The sequence below is a fragment of the Streptomyces sp. NPDC059443 genome (assembly GCF_042750105.1).
Taxonomy (GTDB): domain Bacteria; phylum Actinomycetota; class Actinomycetes; order Streptomycetales; family Streptomycetaceae; genus Streptomyces.
The window spans coordinates 20,560-35,457 of record NZ_JBHYVM010000046.1 but is presented as its reverse complement, the minus strand read 5'-3'; the positions used below and the strand labels follow the sequence as shown (position 1 = coordinate 35,457).

The 14,898-nt window shown below is 72.2% G+C and carries 13 protein-coding genes; 6 read left to right on the top strand and 7 right to left on the bottom strand.

What is annotated here, in order from left to right; all coding sequences use genetic code 11:
* Entirely contained in the window at positions 1-699 is a 699-nt protein-coding gene (locus ACFXDJ_RS32590) for a beta-glucanase (RefSeq protein ID WP_384656525.1), read from the top strand.
* 39 nt (positions 700-738) lie between these two features.
* On the opposite strand, the gene ACFXDJ_RS32585 is transcribed toward ACFXDJ_RS32590, so the two are convergent.
* On the bottom strand, positions 739-1,722 hold the full coding sequence (locus ACFXDJ_RS32585; RefSeq protein WP_384851104.1) for a D-alanyl-D-alanine carboxypeptidase family protein: 984 nt from the start codon (positions 1,720-1,722) through the stop codon (positions 739-741).
* A gap of 180 nt (positions 1,723-1,902) precedes the next feature.
* Entirely contained in the window at positions 1,903-3,729 is a 1,827-nt protein-coding gene (locus tag ACFXDJ_RS32580; RefSeq protein WP_384851102.1) for a prolyl oligopeptidase family serine peptidase, read from the bottom strand.
* Between the two features lie 47 nt (positions 3,730-3,776).
* On the opposite strand from ACFXDJ_RS32580, the gene ACFXDJ_RS32575 reads away from it, so the two are divergent.
* From ACFXDJ_RS32575 to ACFXDJ_RS32565, 3 genes are all read left to right on the top strand, one after another.
* Entirely contained in the window at positions 3,777-4,991 is a 1,215-nt protein-coding gene (locus ACFXDJ_RS32575) for a CapA family protein (protein ID WP_384656537.1), read from the top strand.
* 409 nt (positions 4,992-5,400) lie between these two features.
* Complete coding sequence (locus ACFXDJ_RS32570; protein ID WP_384656540.1) at positions 5,401-6,588, top strand: HesA/MoeB/ThiF family protein; 1,188 nt, start codon at positions 5,401-5,403, stop codon at positions 6,586-6,588.
* Positions 6,581-7,831 (top strand): MFS transporter, encoded by a 1,251-nt coding sequence (locus tag ACFXDJ_RS32565; protein ID WP_384656543.1) that lies wholly within the window; start codon positions 6,581-6,583, stop codon positions 7,829-7,831. Before ACFXDJ_RS32570 ends, ACFXDJ_RS32565 begins: the two co-directional genes overlap by 8 nt.
* On the opposite strand, the gene ACFXDJ_RS32560 is transcribed toward ACFXDJ_RS32565, so the two are convergent.
* Positions 7,828-8,424, bottom strand: coding sequence for a hypothetical protein (locus ACFXDJ_RS32560; RefSeq protein WP_384656546.1), 597 nt, complete (start codon positions 8,422-8,424; stop codon positions 7,828-7,830). The two genes, ACFXDJ_RS32565 and ACFXDJ_RS32560, sit on opposite strands and share 4 nt — an antisense overlap.
* Positions 8,425-8,535: 111 nt before the next feature.
* On the opposite strand from ACFXDJ_RS32560, the gene ACFXDJ_RS32555 reads away from it, so the two are divergent.
* Positions 8,536-8,835, top strand: a complete 300-nt coding sequence (locus tag ACFXDJ_RS32555; RefSeq protein ID WP_384656549.1) for a hypothetical protein — start codon at positions 8,536-8,538, stop codon at positions 8,833-8,835.
* 39 nt (positions 8,836-8,874) lie between these two features.
* Here ACFXDJ_RS32555 and ACFXDJ_RS32550 read toward each other — a convergent pair whose 3' ends face one another.
* The gene (locus ACFXDJ_RS32550) at positions 8,875-9,810 is read right to left on the bottom strand and encodes a LysR family transcriptional regulator (RefSeq protein ID WP_384656551.1); all 936 of its coding nucleotides are present in this window, start codon (positions 9,808-9,810) and stop codon (positions 8,875-8,877) included.
* 97 nt (positions 9,811-9,907) lie between these two features.
* Positions 9,908-11,128, bottom strand: coding sequence for a cytochrome P450 (locus ACFXDJ_RS32545; RefSeq protein WP_384656554.1), 1,221 nt, complete (start codon positions 11,126-11,128; stop codon positions 9,908-9,910).
* Positions 11,129-11,335: 207 nt separating this feature from the next.
* Between ACFXDJ_RS32545 and ACFXDJ_RS32540 the strand changes: the two genes are divergently transcribed.
* Positions 11,336-12,400 carry a WD40/YVTN/BNR-like repeat-containing protein gene (locus ACFXDJ_RS32540; protein WP_384851100.1) on the top strand — a complete coding sequence of 355 codons (1,065 nt, stop codon included), beginning with the start codon at positions 11,336-11,338 and terminating at the stop codon, positions 12,398-12,400.
* A gap of 30 nt (positions 12,401-12,430) precedes the next feature.
* Here the strand turns inward: ACFXDJ_RS32540 and ACFXDJ_RS32535 are convergent, their stop codons facing one another.
* Positions 12,431-13,423 carry a glycoside hydrolase family 26 protein gene (locus ACFXDJ_RS32535; RefSeq protein ID WP_384664003.1) on the bottom strand — a complete coding sequence of 331 codons (993 nt, stop codon included), beginning with the start codon at positions 13,421-13,423 and terminating at the stop codon, positions 12,431-12,433.
* 196 nt (positions 13,424-13,619) lie between these two features.
* Positions 13,620-14,747 (bottom strand): cytochrome P450, encoded by a 1,128-nt coding sequence (locus ACFXDJ_RS32530; RefSeq protein WP_384664001.1) that lies wholly within the window; start codon positions 14,745-14,747, stop codon positions 13,620-13,622.
* Between the last annotated feature and the right edge of the window lie 151 nt (positions 14,748-14,898).

The following is a 14,898-nucleotide window of genomic DNA, read 5'->3' as shown; positions in this document are numbered from 1 at the left end:
ATGGTCTCGGACATGCTCGAACGGCTGCGGCACCTGGTCCGCCCGCGCCGCGCCCCCGTCTTCACCGCCGACTTCACCTCTCCCACCCAGTGGATCGCCGGCCGCTCGTGGGCGTATCCCGACGGCGGCCCGGTCAACCCCGGAGACAACAAGCTGGACCACCTCGTCGCCGACCCGGCCTACAGCCGCAACGGGGTCTTCCGGGCGACGCCGCGCCCCGACGGCTGCTGGGACAGCGGGCTGCTCACCACGGAGGGCAGCGACGAGGGCTTCGAGGTGCGCACCGGCGACGTACTGGAGGCCCGGGTGAAACTGCCGGTGCAGCTGGGCGCCTGGCCGGCGATCTGGACCTGGCGCGACGGCGGCCAGGAGATCGATGTCTTCGAGTACCACCCCGACAACCCGGACCTGCTGGAGCTCTCCAACCACGTCCGGGAGGCTCACCGCTATCACCGCGACCCGGCGATCCGGCCCGGGGCGTGGGTCGACCTGAAGGTCGAGTTCGGGAAGGGCTCGGTCGTCTGGTGGGTCAACGGCGCCCGCGTCTTCAGCGACGGCAGGGGCGTGGGCCGCGGCTGGTCCGCCTACCTCATCGTCAACCTCTCGGTCTCCGCGGGCAGGTACCACCCGGCGCCGGAGCCCACGGCCACGGAGTTGTCCTACGAGGTCTCGCAACTGCGGGTGTACCGGCCGCGCTGAGGACCGCTCCGGTCAGGCTCGCGACGTCTACGTCTACGTCTACGTCGACGCGGGCGCGGGCGCCGGGTGAGGCACGTGCGGGCCCGTGGAGCCGTCCAGGGCCGCACGCTGTACGGCCCTGACCAGGCGGCGGCTGTGGGACCAGACCGAGGCCCTCGCCCGTACCGGGGACCGGCCCTGGCGCTGCGCCAGGACGGCGCCCAGGACCAGGCGCCGCTCTCCGTACACGTCGGCGTACGCGGCCCACAGGACGTTGCCGCCCGCCGGAGTGCTGGTGCCCGTCTTCAGCCCGACGACCCCGTACTGACCGAGCAGCCGATTGGTGGTGCGGGCCTCGCCCCGGCCCTCCGGGAGGGTGATGGAAGGGATGGCGACGATCTCTCGGAACACTTCGTTCCGCATGACCGTACGGGCCAGGGCGAGCAGGTCGGATGCCGTGCTGGTGTTCCCGACGTCCATTCCGCACGAGCCGGTGAAGGCCGTACGGGTCATGCCGAGGTCGGCGGCGGCAACGTTCATCCGGCGCACGAAGGCCGCCTCCGAGCCCGCGGTCCAGCGGGCGAGGAGCCTGGCGATGTTGTTGCCCGAGGGGATCAGCATGAATTCGAGCAACTGCCTGAGGGGGAACTCCTGCCCTTCCTCGACGGGAACGACCGACTCGATCGGCGAGTCCGACTCGTGGGCGGCGAGCCGGTCGATCCGAATCACGGGCCCGGCGTCCCCGGGGCCCAGGGGATGGGCCTGAAGAACCACGTGGGCGGTCATCACCTTGGTGATGCTCGCGATCGGCACCGGCTCCTGTTCGCCGACCGTGCCGAGGCTGCCGACCCCGACTATCTCCACACTCGTCTGCCCCTCGTGGGGCCAGGGCAGCTCGGCCGACGACCCGATGCGGTGGGCGCCGGAGAGGGCGGCGTCGCCGAGCCGGCAGGCCGCGAGCCAGGCGCGTTCGCCGAGGTCGGCGGCGGAATGGCGCAGGCGCGGGCGGCTGGGCGCGGTGCTCCCGGAGCCTGGGGCGCTCATCGATTCACTCCTCGGAATCTTCGTACGGACTGCTCCGGCGCCTCGTCCAAGCGCGTCGAAGGTTGTACGTCGAAGAGTGCCGGGGGAACGCATCGGAACTCCGACCGCCCTGTATCGGCAGCCGCGCGGCCACGTATCGGTGCCGTACGGCCCTCGCGCTCGGCCCCGGCACCAGACGGCCTAGCCCAGCACCCCGTCCACGAACCGCATCTGCACGGCCGCCTGCCGGATCAGCTCCGCGCCCACCAGCGTTCCGTGCCCGGCGTCGTAGCCGTACCGCTCGTGCGGCACGCCCCGCTCCCGCAGCAGCTCCAGATACCGGTCGATCTGCCCGGGCGGGCACCGGGGGTCGTTGCGCCCGCTGAGCACCAGCACGGGGACCCGTACGCGATCGACGTAGGTCAGCGGCGACGAGGCCGCGTACACCTCCGGCAGTTCCTCGGGGGAGCCCCCGAACAGCTCCCGGTCGAAGGCTTGCAGGAACTCCGGCCGCTGCCGGTAGGCCGCCGCATGGTCCGCGACGGGGGACTCGGCGACCCCGGCGGCCCACCGGTCCGGCTGGAGCCCGAGCGCCAGCAGGGTGAGGAATCCGCCCCAGGACGAGCCCGCGACCAGGCAGCGGCCCGGCTCGGCCAGCCCGGCGCCGACGGCCGACTCGTACGCGGCGTCCAGGTCCTCCAACTCGGGGAATCCGGGGCGCCCGTGACCGGCGTCGCGCCACGCCGTGCCGTAGCCGGTGGAGCCCCGGTAGTTGACGTGCACCACTGCCACGCCGGCGTCCGTCCACACCGACCGGTAGGCGGAGTAGCGGTCCGAGTCGGCGGAGTGCGGCCCGCCGTGCAGCAGGAACACGGTGCCCCGGCGCGCCCCGGCCGCGCGGGCGGTCAGCAGGTGCAGCGGCCCCGCCGGAGTCGGCACCCACGCGTCTTCCAGTTCCGGACCGCGCGGCGGGACGCCCCCCGGTGGCCGGAACAGCACCCGGTCGCCGCCGTCCACGTCCAGGACCCGTACGACCGGTGGCTGCACCGAGGAGGACCACACGTACTCGACCCGGCCGTCCGCACGCACGCCCGCCGCGTCGATCGTGCCCGCCGGAACAGGCAGGGCGGTGCTCTGCCCGGTGGCCAGATCATGCCGGTGCAGCGTGCTGCGCCCCTGGTGGTGCACGGTCACCAGCAGCGCCTTGCCGTCGGGATACCACTCGGCCAGGGGCTCACCGGGCGGCAGGGCTAGGGGCGTTCGCGCGCCCCCGTCCAGAACCTGCACCCCGTCCAGAACCTGAACCCCCTCCAGGTCCTGCACCCCGAGCAGGACACCCTCCGGCGCATCGCGCCGCACCAGCAGGCGCTGGTCACCGGGGACCGGGCTGAAGCCGAAGGCGTCCAGCTCCCCGCCCGCCGGATCCACGAGCACGGCGACCCGCTCCCCGCTCGCGGTGGAGATCACCTCCAGGCCGGCATCCCGCGCGAGCACCGCCAGCCGCTCGTCGGCCGACACCGCGAGCAGATCCACATCGTCCTCGAACGCCCGCAACAGTGCGGCCGCCCCGTCCCCGGAGCCGGACGACAGTGACCCGGACGGCAGCGACCACAGACCGGTCCCCTCGTCGGTGGCCACGGCGATCAGGGTCAGCGTCACGCCGAGCACCAGCCCCGCCGGATACCCCTGCGGCACCCCGGGCACGGGCGTGCCCTCACCCGGCCCGGCCTCGAAGGGCTGCGTCATCCACCGCCCCACTTCGTCCCCGTCGGTGTCGTCGAACCACCACACCCGCCGCCCGTCGGCGCTCAGCGCACCCAGACTCGTCCCGGCGGCCCGCCGCGTCACCTGGCGGTGCACATCGGAGGCGCGGTCCCAGACGTGGATCTCGCAGGCCCCGCTGGTGTTGCACGTGTACAGCGAACGGTCCGGGGCATCCGCCGCTCCGTGCGGGAAGCCGGGCCGCGGAGCCGTGAAGCGGTCCTGCCAGCGGTCCTGCCGATGGTCCTGCCGGAGGTCGGAAGGCATATCCATTCTGCTTTCACCGAAGGGGTCCACCGTGACAGCCTAAGACCATGACTACCAGAATCCTGGCGGCAGTTGGCGATGTGCTGATTGACCGTCTGAAATCCAGTTCGGCGTTTGACGGCATTCTGCCCGTTCTGGCCTCGGCGGATATCGTATTCGGCAACTTCGAGGGGGTCCTGGCCGAAAACAGCAGGCCGGTCCCGGGCATGTCCACGGCCACCATCGTGGCGCCGGAGAACGCCGAACCCCTGGCCATCTTCGACGTCATGTCGCTCGCCAACAACCACGCCATGGACGCCGGATACGAGGGTCTATCCGAAACCATGTCGACGCTGTCCAAAAAAGGCGTACGGACCGTAGGCGCGGGCCCGGACATCGAATCCGCGAGGCGCCCGGCCACCCTCCGGGCCGGGGCGACGCACGGGAGCGGGGCCGGGGCCGGGCAGCCCGCCGTCGCCTTCCTGGCCATGGCCTCGGTCATGGTCGTCGGAACCCAGGCCGGCCCCGCCACCCCCGGCGTCGCACCCCTCCGTGCCGAGGACTGCTACACCGCGCCGTTCCCCGGCCACCTCGTCCCGGGCGCCCCCGCCAAGGTGGTCTCCGTCCTGAACGAGCACGACTGGGCCGAGGTCGAGGAGAGCGTACGGGCGGCCAAGGCGGAGGCCGGCCTGGTCGTGGTCAGCGTCCACTGGGGCGACCACACCCGCCCCTGGGTGATCACCGAGCACGAACGGCTCTGCGCCGAACTCCTCGTGGAGGCCGGCGCCGACCTCATCCTCGGGCACCATCACCACCTCCTGCGCGGGGTCCAGTTCATCGAAGAAACCCCCGTCTTCTTCGGCCTCGGCCACATCGTCTTCGACCTGCCGCGCCAGACGGAGGAACTGCGGGCCCGGGGCGCCGACCCGGAGGAGCTCGGCCCGGACGCCCTGGCCGAGGTCTTCGGCGACTACGGCATCTATCCGCGCCCCGGCTCCCCGGCCGCGTTCCCCTTCCACCCCGACGCCCGCTTCACCGCGATCGCCGTCATCGAGCTGGAGGACACCGGCATCGGCCGCTGCGGCCTGGTGCCCTGCCTGATCGACGAGGACGGCACCCCACAGGTCGTCGCCCGGCACCATCCGCGCTGGGGCGAGGTGCTCGCCTTCCTGCGCACCGCCATGTCCAAGGCCGGTCCGGGCGCGGAACTCCTCGACGACGGAGCGGTCTTCGCGGACCAGCCCCTTCTCGTCCTGCGCCCCCAGGCGGTGAACGGGGAGTGAACTCCGGGCCGGTAAATCCGCTACCGGCCATGATCGGGGCTCCTCACGGCGCGTCATCCCGGCACGTCAACACTCCGCGGAGTTCTCCAAAACCGGGAGGGAACCCGGAAAAAACCCGGACACCCCCCACCAATACCCGCGAAGCGTCACATGAACGGACGCCGGAAGCTGGCCTGAATCCACGAGGCGAAAATCTCCATTCCGAACCACAATTCCTGGGTCACCGAACAAGGGAGGGGGTGCATCCCCATGCGCATTGTTCGCCGTAAGAAGGCCTACAGCATCGCCGGCGGTTCCAGCGTCAACTAAGGCGATCCAATGATCCAGAAGGTGGAAGGACGCGAGATCGCCAGAGATCGCGGAGCCCCGCCTTCTGGATCATTCCCATTCCGTCCAAAAGGAGAGCGCGGTGCCGAAGCCGTCCCTGAAGTCCACCATCCCGTCATTCAAGGACGAGTCCGGGATCAACTTCCGCATGGCCGGTGAGATCCTCACCCTGGAGGACCCCGACGGAATCGTCGCCGACCTCGTCGGACTCCTCGACGGCTCCCGCGAGACCACCGGCGTCTTCACCGAGCTCACCGGCCGCCACCCGGAGGTGACCCGCGAGGAGTTCGACCAGGCCCTGGCCGACCTCGACGACGCCCGCCTCCTCCACGACGTGGACGCCTCGCACGAGGGCCTGACCGACTACGACCTGGAACGCTGGTCCCGCAGCCTCGGCTTCTTCGAGACCTACGCGACCCTCGACCGCTCCAAGTACGCCTTCCAGCGCGGCATCCGCGACACCAAGGTCGCCATGCTCGGCGTCGGCGGCGTGGGCTCCCACGTCCTGATGGACCTGGTGGCCATGGGTTTCCGTGACATCCGCATCGTCGACTTCGACACGGTCGAGCTCTCCAACCTCAACCGTCAGGTCCTGTACGGAGAGCAGTACATCGGCCGGTCCAAAATCGAACGGGCCGCGGCCTGGGTAAAGGGCTACAACAGCGATGTCACCCTGCACACCCTCGAAAAGAAGCTGATGTCCGCCGACGACGTCTACGAGGCCGTCCACGACCGCGACATCGTCGTCGCCGCCATCGACCGCCCCAAGACCCGTGCCCTGACCTGGCTGAACGAAGGCTGTCTGCGCGCCGGGGCGGCCCTGATCACCGGCGGCGTCGACACCCAGCGCGCCGTCCACTTCACCATCCTGCCCGGCGTCAGCGGCTGCGTGGCCTGCTGGAAATCCGCCGCCCACGCGGCGGACGCCACCTCCCGCGACATCTACCTCCAGCAGCGCACGGAGGAGGACGCCGGACTGCGATTCGGTGAGGACATGGCCGCTTTCGACGGCCTGGTCGCCCTGCAAACTGCCTTTCTGGTGGGGGAGTTGATACGCCTGGCCACCGGAGTGTCCACCCCGCTGTCCGTGGGCAGAATGCTCCAGGTGACCTTCCAGACTCCGGTCCTCGCCGAACGAGAGACCTGGCAGCGCGACCCCGACTGCCCCACCTGCAAGGGCGTCATCGCCCAGCCCCGCTTCGCCGCCCTCCGGGACGCCCTCACGCCTGCCCCGCCCCTGGTCCAGCAGGGAGCGTGGCCCAATGACTGATGCGGCATACGCCGCGGAGCAGGTGAAGGACTCCGGCCGGCGCGGCGAAACCCTGCTGCGCTCGGCCTTCATCGTCTCGTCCACCGGGGACTGGATCTACCGCTTCGCCCTGCCCCTGCTCGTCCTGCGACAGACCGGCTCGGCGATCTCCACCGCCATCACCTACGTACTGGAGATCATCCCGTACGTGGCCGTCGGCCTCTTCGCGGGCACCATCGCCGACCGCGCCGACCGCCGCCGCCTGATGATCTCCTGCGACGGCATCGCCGCCGCCCTCGTCGGCGTCATGGCCGTCCTGCTCTTCACCGGCAAACCGTCGATCTGGCTCCTCTACGCCCTGGCACTCCTGCTCGGCACGGTCCGGCCCGTCTACGTACCCGCCTTCCAGGGCTTCCTCGTCGACCGGGTGCCCGAATCCCGCCGGCCCGTCATGAACGCGTGGGTCCAGGGCACCGACGCCGCGCTCAGCATGCTCGGCCCGGTCGTCGGCATCACCGTCATCGCCCTGATCGGCCCCGCCACGGCCTGCGCCGCCAACTCCGTCTCCTTCGCGGCCTCCGCGCTGCTCATCCGCTGGGCCCCGCACGGGGCGGCCGGCCGGGCGCGCGTGCGCTGGGGCGAGATCGCCCGCAACGTCGGAGGCGACTTCAAGGACGGCCTGGTCTTCATCCGCGACTCGGCCCCCCTGCTGTGGGGCACCGCCCTGATGACGGTCACCAACTTCGCCGCCCTGGGCCTGGAGGCGAACCTCATCTACATCGTCACCGACGACGGCAGGAGCCGGCAGGCGGCGCTCGCCCTCGTCTTCGCCGGACAGGGCGCCGGCGCCCTGCTCGGGGCGAGCCTGGCGCCCGCCGTCATCCGCCGCTTCCCCGTGGGCCCCACGCTCACCGCCGCGATGGGCCTCATGGCGGTATCGCTCGCGCTGCCCGCGCTGTCACCGTCCACCCCCGTCATCGGCGGATCGATGTTCCTCCTCGGCATGTCGACCTCCGCCATCGTGGTGCCGTGGTACACCTTCCGGCAGTCCATCGTCCCCTCCGAACTCATCGGCCGGGTCACCTCGGTGGGCCGCTCGCTCTCCTTCGTCACGATCCCGCTCGGCGCCCTCTTCGGCAGCTGGGTCATGGGCCAGTGGTCCGCCGCCACCCTCTTCCTCGTCGCCGGGGTGCTCCAGGGCGCCGTATGGCTCGGCACCCTGCTGTCCCCCCTGCGCAAGGCGGGGACCACCGGCACCCGTTAGCGAACGGGACCCGCACCGAGTACGGCGGCGCGCAGGCCGGGGAAGTCGCTGCGTACGGGCTCCAGCGCGAGCAGCGAGGAGAGCGTGAGGGTGCGCTGGTCGGGCCTGTGCTCGTCGAGGACCGGGGTGGGGAGGACGTAGAAGGTCCACTGGGTGAGGTCGAGGGGGTCCAGTGTCTTCTTGTCCTGGTGCTTGAGCAGGCAGAACACGTACACGTCCGCGCGTCGCAGGCGGGCCGGGTCCACTTCCCCGGTGACCGCGTTCCAGCCTTCGGCCGGGGCGATGGAGAAGGAGATGGAGGACAGTCTCGTCTGGCCCCATTCCTGAAGGTACGCCGCCGACTTGACCTCGACCTGAGGCCCGCCGGGCAGCCGGATGTCCACCGAGTCCCAGTCCACCCGCGTGCCGTCGGCCGCTCCGAGCGCGAGGGCGACGATGTACTCGGCCAGCGCTCCGCGCAGCGTGTTGCCGGCCAGGCCCGAGTACGCCCATCCCCAGAAGCCCAGCAGGCTGCCGTGGTCGGCTCCGTCGAGGTGGAGCGGCTCTTCCCCCGTGTGGCGGCGAGGCGGTATCGCGCCGAGTGCTTCAGTCACCGTCGTATTGTCCGGCCCTCGGAGAGGCGGATGCCGAAGCGGGGTGCCCGATGGAGGTGAGAGGGCATCGGGTAACCTCCGGCCGAAACTGATCAACGGGGAGAGCACGACGTGAAGGCTCAGGCGCTGGACGGCCAGGGCCACGAGATCAGCAAGTTCGAGCGTTTCACGGCGGTCCGACTCACCAACCAGGACGGCCTTCCGGTCTCCGTGCGGATCGCCTACATCCGCTGGGACAACCCTCCCGAGGGCACCACACAGCAGGCCGTCGAGGTCACACCGGTCGGCGGCCTGACGGAGGTCCCGGCACACGGAACCGTCGTCGTACAGGTCACCGGGGACGCGGCCGCTGCGGTGGCCCGCAATTCCGACGGCCCGGCGGTGAGCCTCAAGGCCTACAGCTCCCAGTAGCTCCGAGCGGATCACTCCAGACCGTGGGCCCGGCCGGGCTCAGCGCGCGATGACCCAGCGCGGCACCCAGGTCCCGGCGGTGTCGCGGCCGGCAGTCGCAGCGGTGAGGTGGGCGCGGAGGGCGGCCAGCGCCGGGTGGGGGTTGTCGCGGTGCCAGAGGAGCGAGTGCGGGTAGACGGGGGTCGGGTCGGTCACCGGGATGCGGCGCAGGCCGTGGCTGGCGGGCCAGATGAGGCGGGTGTGCTCACCCATGAAGGTGGCCAGGGCCGGGGTGTCGGCGATGGTGTCGAGGAGCGCGTCGGAGCCGAAGTTGGGGCCGGTCGCCTCGATGATGAGGCCGAACTCGGCGACGAGGTCCTCGTAGTACGCGCCCCACTCGGTACCGGGGACGATGCCGGGCATCCAGATCCGGTGCCCGGCGAGCTGGGCCAGGGTCACCGACCGGGCGTCCGCCAGTGCGTGTGCGGGGCCGGTGAGGAGCTGGAGCGGCTCGTCGAGCACCCGGAGGGACTCGATGTCCTCGGGGAGCGGCCGGCCGGGCGCGGCGACGGCGCGGAAGGACGCGTCGATCGCACCGGACCGGATGGCGGCCACGGCGGTCTCGATTTCGAGCAGCATCAGCATGTCGAGGTCGGTCTCGGGGTACGCGCGGTGGAAGCCGCGCATCAGGCCCGACGCCGCGCCGCGCGAGTTGATCACGTCGACGCGCAGCGGACGGCTGCCGGTGCGTACGGACGTGACCGCGCGCTCGGCGGCGCGCAGCAGCTCGCGCGCGTGGGGCAGGAACGCCTGCCCGTCGATGGTGAGCCCGGCGCCACGCGCGGTGCGGGTGAACAGCCGCACGCCGAGGTCGCGCTCCAGCGTGGCGATGCGCTTGGAGACCGCTTGCTGGGTGACCGACAGGTCGACGGCGGCCTTCTGGAACTGGCCGGCTTCCGCGACGGCGACGAAGGTGCGCACTGCTTCGAGATCCATGCCGACCCACCTTAGTGAACAACGAATGGTTGTGCACGGCTGGCAAAGCGGGGCGTGCGGTGGGTGCGCTGATCGCGGCGCCGCTCGCGCCGCGGGTTCACCACGTCACGTGCAGGGTCTGTGGTGAGCGGTGGATCAGCGTCGGGCGCATCGTCGGCGAGGGGGCGTCGGGATCCAGCCGGAGGCCCGGCAGCCGACGGGTGAACAGCTCCAGGGTCAGGCGCAGTTGTTCGCGGGCCAGCTGTGAGCCGGGGCAGCCGTGCGGTCCGTGGCCGAAGGCCAGGTGGTGGACGGCGGGGCGGCTGATGTCGAACCGGTCGGCTCGCTCGTACCGGTCCTCGTCGCGGTTGGCCGAACCGTAGGCGACCAGCACATTGGCACCGGAGGGGAGTTTCGTCCCGGCGAGCGACACCGGCCGGGTGGCGGTGCGGCGGAAGGCCTGTACGGCCGTGTCGTAGCGGACCGCTTCCTCCACCGCGGCCGGTATGAGGGCCGGATCGGCGCACAGCACCTCCCACTGCGACCGGTCGCGCAGCAGATGCAGCAGAGTGCTGCCGATCATCGCGCTGGTGGTGAGGAATCCGGCGATCAGGAGGTTCTGGAGGCTCGCCACCAGCTCGTGGCGCTGCTCCAGGGTGAGTTCGCCGGTGCCGGGAGCCAGCGCGGCCACCATCGCCGAGCACAGATCGTCCCGGGGAGCGGCGCGCCGGTCGCGCAGGTATCCGTCCAGCAGGTGCTGGAGCGCGACGACGTCCGTCGCGGCGGCCGCCTGCGCCTGCGGCGCCATCGGCCGGAACAGCAGCTCCTCGGCCCGGTATCCGCCGTGCACCGCGGCGGGCACGTCCGCCGGGTCCAGCCCGATCAGCCGGCCGACCACCTGCCCGGGCAGCCGGCGGGCGTACGCCTCCACCAGCTCGGCCGACCCGTCCGCCACGAGGCCGTCCACCAGTTCCCGCGCGCACTCCCGGGCGTACGGCAGCAGGTCGGCCACGCGCGCGGCGGACAGTCCGCGGTTCAGCACGGCCCGGTGCCGCTTGTGGGCGGCGCCGTCCGTGGTGACCACGGTGGGACGCGGCGCGAACCCCTGCGGCAGGACACCGAGCGCCGCTTCCGAGAGCGGGACGTCCGGCAGCAGGGAGTTGGCGGAGGAGAAGTCCTCGGCGCGCAGCAGCACCTCCCGGACGTCCTGGTCGCGGGCCACCAGCCACGCGTCGAACTCGGGTACGTAGGTCAGTCCCTCGGCCTTGCGGGCGCGGGCGTAGAGCGGGTACGGGTCGAGGTACAACTCGTCGCGCCCTGCCTGGTCGTGGGACGGCACACGGGCCTCCGGTTCGCGGTCGGTAGCGGGACGCGGGCGGCCCGCGCGGGTGAACTCCGGTGCCGGGCCATGATGCAGGAGGCCGGCCGCGCAAGGAAGTGCGCCTCCGCGGCCGCCGCCCTCGGAGACTCCGCGGCCGTGACGCGCCCTGGACGGTGAATCCGCGGTGCGTTAGCTTCCGGCGCCATGAGACTTCTGGGAGTTGGCATGTGCGCGGCGGCTCTGCTGCTGGGGGTGGTGGCCGCGCCGGCGCAGGCCGCCGATGGGTTACGGGACCTCCGGGGCGCGGGCTGGGCGCTGAAGCAGACCGGCAAGGACGCCCGCTTCCGGGGGCTGGCGGCGGTCAGCCGGTCCACGGCCTGGGTGACCGGCTCCAAGGGAACCGTGCTGCGCACCTCGGACGGCGGGCGGAGCTGGCGGGACGTCTCCCCGCCGGAGGCCGTCGCGGAGGGGCTGGAGCTGCGGGACATCGAGGCCCTCGACGGGCGGCGCGCCGTGGCCCTGTCCATCGGGGAGGGCGAGGCCTCCCGCGTGCTGCGCACCGAGGACGGCGGCGCTACGTGGACCGAGGCGTTCCGAAACCCCGACCCGCGGGCCTTCTACGACTGCCTCACCTTCTTCGACTCCCGCCACGGGCTCGCGATGAGCGACCCGGTGGACGGAAAGTTCCGCATCCTGTCCACGGACGACGGCGGGCGGAGCTGGCGGGTCCTGCCGGACTCCGGGATGCCGGACGCACTGACGGGTGAGGCGGGCTTCGCAGCGAGCGGCCAGTGCCTGGTGGCCGCCGGGCCGCGCGACGTCTGGCTGGCCACCGGCGGGGGCGCGGTCGCGCGGGTACTGCACTCGGCGGACCGCGGCCTGACCTGGCAGGTCGCCGACTCCACCATCCCGGCGGCCGACCCCGCGCGCGGCGTCTTCGCCCTAGCCTTCCGCAACCGTACGAGGGGCCTCGCGGTCGGCGGTGACTACCGCACCGGGCAGCCCTCCCCGCGGGCCGCGGCGGTGTCCGCGGACGCGGGCCGCACCTGGCGCCAGGCGTCGACCCCGCCGCCGGCCTACCGCTCGGGCGCGGCCTGGTTCCCGTACGGCGCCGGCACGGCCCTGACGGTGGGCCCGACGGGCACGGACGTCACCGCGGACGGCGGCCGCACCTGGCGGGCACTGGACCCGGGGTCGTTCGACACGGTCGCCTGCGCGCCGGACGGCGGCTGCTGGGCGGCGGGGGAGAAGGGGAGGGTGGGGCGCCTGGAATGGTCGGGCAAGGGCTGACCCTGGGTGGGACGGTCTGCTGCCCCGCCGTCAGTCCTGTCTGGTGGACAGGAACTCCCGGAACACTCGTGATGAGCGCGGGTTCTGGCCGCATTGCCACACGCCGTGCGGGCAGTAGTCGGTGATGCTGTGGTAGAGCGGTTCGTGCTCGGCGATCCATGCCAGCATGCGCCGCATGTACTCGGGGTTGTCGCCGTTCCGGAACAGCCCCCATTCGGGGTACGAGATCCGCTTGCCGTGCGCCTCCGCGAAGTCGACCTGCTGCTGGAGTCCGTAAGGCTGGGTGACCTGCTCGTCGAAGGTACGGCCGGGCGGCTGGTCGTAGGAGTCCATGCCGATGACGTCGACCACGTCGTCGCCCGGGTAGCACCTGGTCCAGGGGACCGCGTCACTGCCGCGGTTGGGGGCGAAGTCGAAACGGAACCGCTGCCCTTCCACCGAGCGCATGGCAGCCACGATGTTCCGCCAGTACCGCTTCCAGTTCTCGGGGTCGGGCCGGCACCGGTGGGTGTAGTTGAAGCCGTTCATCTCCCAGCCGAGCACGATCACGGTGTCCGGCACCCCGAGGGCGACCAGCCGCTCGGCCAGCCGCTGGAAGTGGTGGTCGTACTTGCCCTGCGCGCCGGAGCGGATCAACTCGGCGACCCGGCCGTCGGGGACGCCGGCCTCGTTGTGCTCCAGCATGGGGACGTTCAGGACGAACAGCCGATCCGCTCTCGCCTTGCGCCACCGTGCCCAACTGCGCAGGGAATCGGGTGCCCCCTCGATGTTCGCCCAGGTGTCTCCGGGCAGGTAGGTGTGTCCGGCGCGCAGCTCGGTGCCTCCGAGCCAGCGGGAGAGCTCCTGCATGCGCTCGACGCCGGGCGAGCCGTAGTGGAGATAAGCGCCCACCGCGACCCCGGCCTCCCCGTTGCTGCCGGACGGCCCTTGCGGCGGCGTGGCGAGGCCGCCCCCGGTGACGAGCAGAGCGATGGCGACCGTACTGGTGCACGCGCCCGCAAGCCAGCGGCCCCGACGGGACATGACACCTCCACAGGCTTCGCGAACCGATGTGTCTGACAACGACGTTAGACATCTCATCCGCCTCATGGCCTGTCCGGTGTCCCGACGCTGGGCCATTCGCGGCAGCCCGCCGCCCACCCTTGGCCCGACCGGGTGAAAGCCGCCGCCCCCGCCCCCCTCCCGGGGCCGGAGGCCTGGTCGTCGCTGTACGGACGGATCAGCCGCCCGCGCGCAGGGATAGCCGGGCGTAGGCGGGTATCAGCACTCCGCGGGCCGGGCGCCGGCGGAGGATGCGCAGCCCGGGAAAGCCCCGCAGCGCCCCGACCACCGCCCGGACCTCGGTCATCGCCAGGGGCATCCCGAGGCAGAAGTGCGGTCCCGCGCCGAACCACAGCCGGCGCAGCTCGGCGGCATCGCGGCCCGGGGCGAAGGGGCCGTACGCCCGCGTGCACAGCAGCGTGGCGATGACCACCCGCTCGCCGGCTTCGACCCGTACGCCCCCGATCCTCCCCGCCCGCGCCGCGCTGCGCAGCATCAGGGGGGTCGGCGAGGTCACCCGTAGCGCTTCCTCGATCAGCGCGTCGGTGATCCGGTCCGGGCCCAGGCCGGTGTCGTGGGCCAGCGCGATCAGCCGTGGCACGAAGGAGACCAGCGTCTCGGTGCCGGTCAGCAGGAACACGATGACCGCGGCCCGCGCCTCCGCCTCGTCCAGCCCCAGCGCGCGCAGTCGCCCCGGCACCGTGGACTCGTCACCGGCCCGGTACGCGGCAACCGCCGCATCTCCCAGGCCCTCCAAGGCCCGTCTCGCCTCCTGCACCTGACGCCCAGTCAGCGAAGTGCGCCACAGCCGTACGCCCGATACGACCGCGGCCGCGCCGGCGAAGTCCGCCTCCGTGTCCCGGAGCCCGACGAGCTCGCGGATGACCTCGGTGGCGCCGTCGCGCACGACCCGTACGAGGTCCACCTCCCCGCCCGCCGCGAGCCGCCGCTCCATTTCGCCCAGAGGGCCGCGCAGCACCCGTTCGCAGACGGCCGCCACGTGCCCCGGGGTGAACAGTCCGCCGAGGCGCCGGCGCAGCGCCGCGTGTTCCGGGCCCTCCATGTTGATCAGCGCCCGCGGGCCGAGTACCGGGGTCCACAGCCCGCCGGCCGCCCCCGGACCGGTCTTCGTGTACCCCTCGGTGTCCAGGAGCACGTCCCGGGCCGTCCGGGCATCGCTCACCACCACCCCGACCCGGGGCACCCGCACCACGGGGCCGCGGGCCGCGACGGCTCTCAACAGCCGGTACGCCACCGGGTGCGCGGCCGTCTGCACCCGGTGCTCCCAGCGCTCCCACTCGTCCATCCGAGCAGGCTAATGCCGCCGGTGGCCCGGTCGTGCCGAGACGAGACGAGACGAGCGGCGGGGGGGGGGGGGGGGCGGGGGCGGGGGGGGGGCGGCGCGGGCGCGCCCGCACCCCCCCCCCCCCGGAGGGGGGTGTGGGAGGGGTGGGGGC

Coding starts and splice junctions, on each gene's coding strand:
- ACFXDJ_RS32590 (WP_384656525.1), top strand. CDS start 1: ATGGTCTCGGACATGCTCGAACGGCTGCGGCACCTGGTCCGCCCGCGC.
- ACFXDJ_RS32585 (WP_384851104.1), bottom strand. CDS start 1,722: ATGAGCGCCCCAGGCTCCGGGAGCACCGCGCCCAGCCGCCCGCGCCTG.
- ACFXDJ_RS32580 (WP_384851102.1), bottom strand. CDS start 3,729: ATGCCTTCCGACCTCCGGCAGGACCATCGGCAGGACCGCTGGCAGGAC.
- ACFXDJ_RS32575 (WP_384656537.1), top strand. CDS start 3,777: ATGACTACCAGAATCCTGGCGGCAGTTGGCGATGTGCTGATTGACCGT.
- ACFXDJ_RS32565 (WP_384656543.1), top strand. CDS start 6,581: ATGACTGATGCGGCATACGCCGCGGAGCAGGTGAAGGACTCCGGCCGG.
- ACFXDJ_RS32550 (WP_384656551.1), bottom strand. CDS start 9,810: ATGGATCTCGAAGCAGTGCGCACCTTCGTCGCCGTCGCGGAAGCCGGC.
- ACFXDJ_RS32540 (WP_384851100.1), top strand. CDS start 11,336: ATGTGCGCGGCGGCTCTGCTGCTGGGGGTGGTGGCCGCGCCGGCGCAG.
- ACFXDJ_RS32535 (WP_384664003.1), bottom strand. CDS start 13,423: ATGTCCCGTCGGGGCCGCTGGCTTGCGGGCGCGTGCACCAGTACGGTC.
- ACFXDJ_RS32530 (WP_384664001.1), bottom strand. CDS start 14,747: ATGGACGAGTGGGAGCGCTGGGAGCACCGGGTGCAGACGGCCGCGCAC.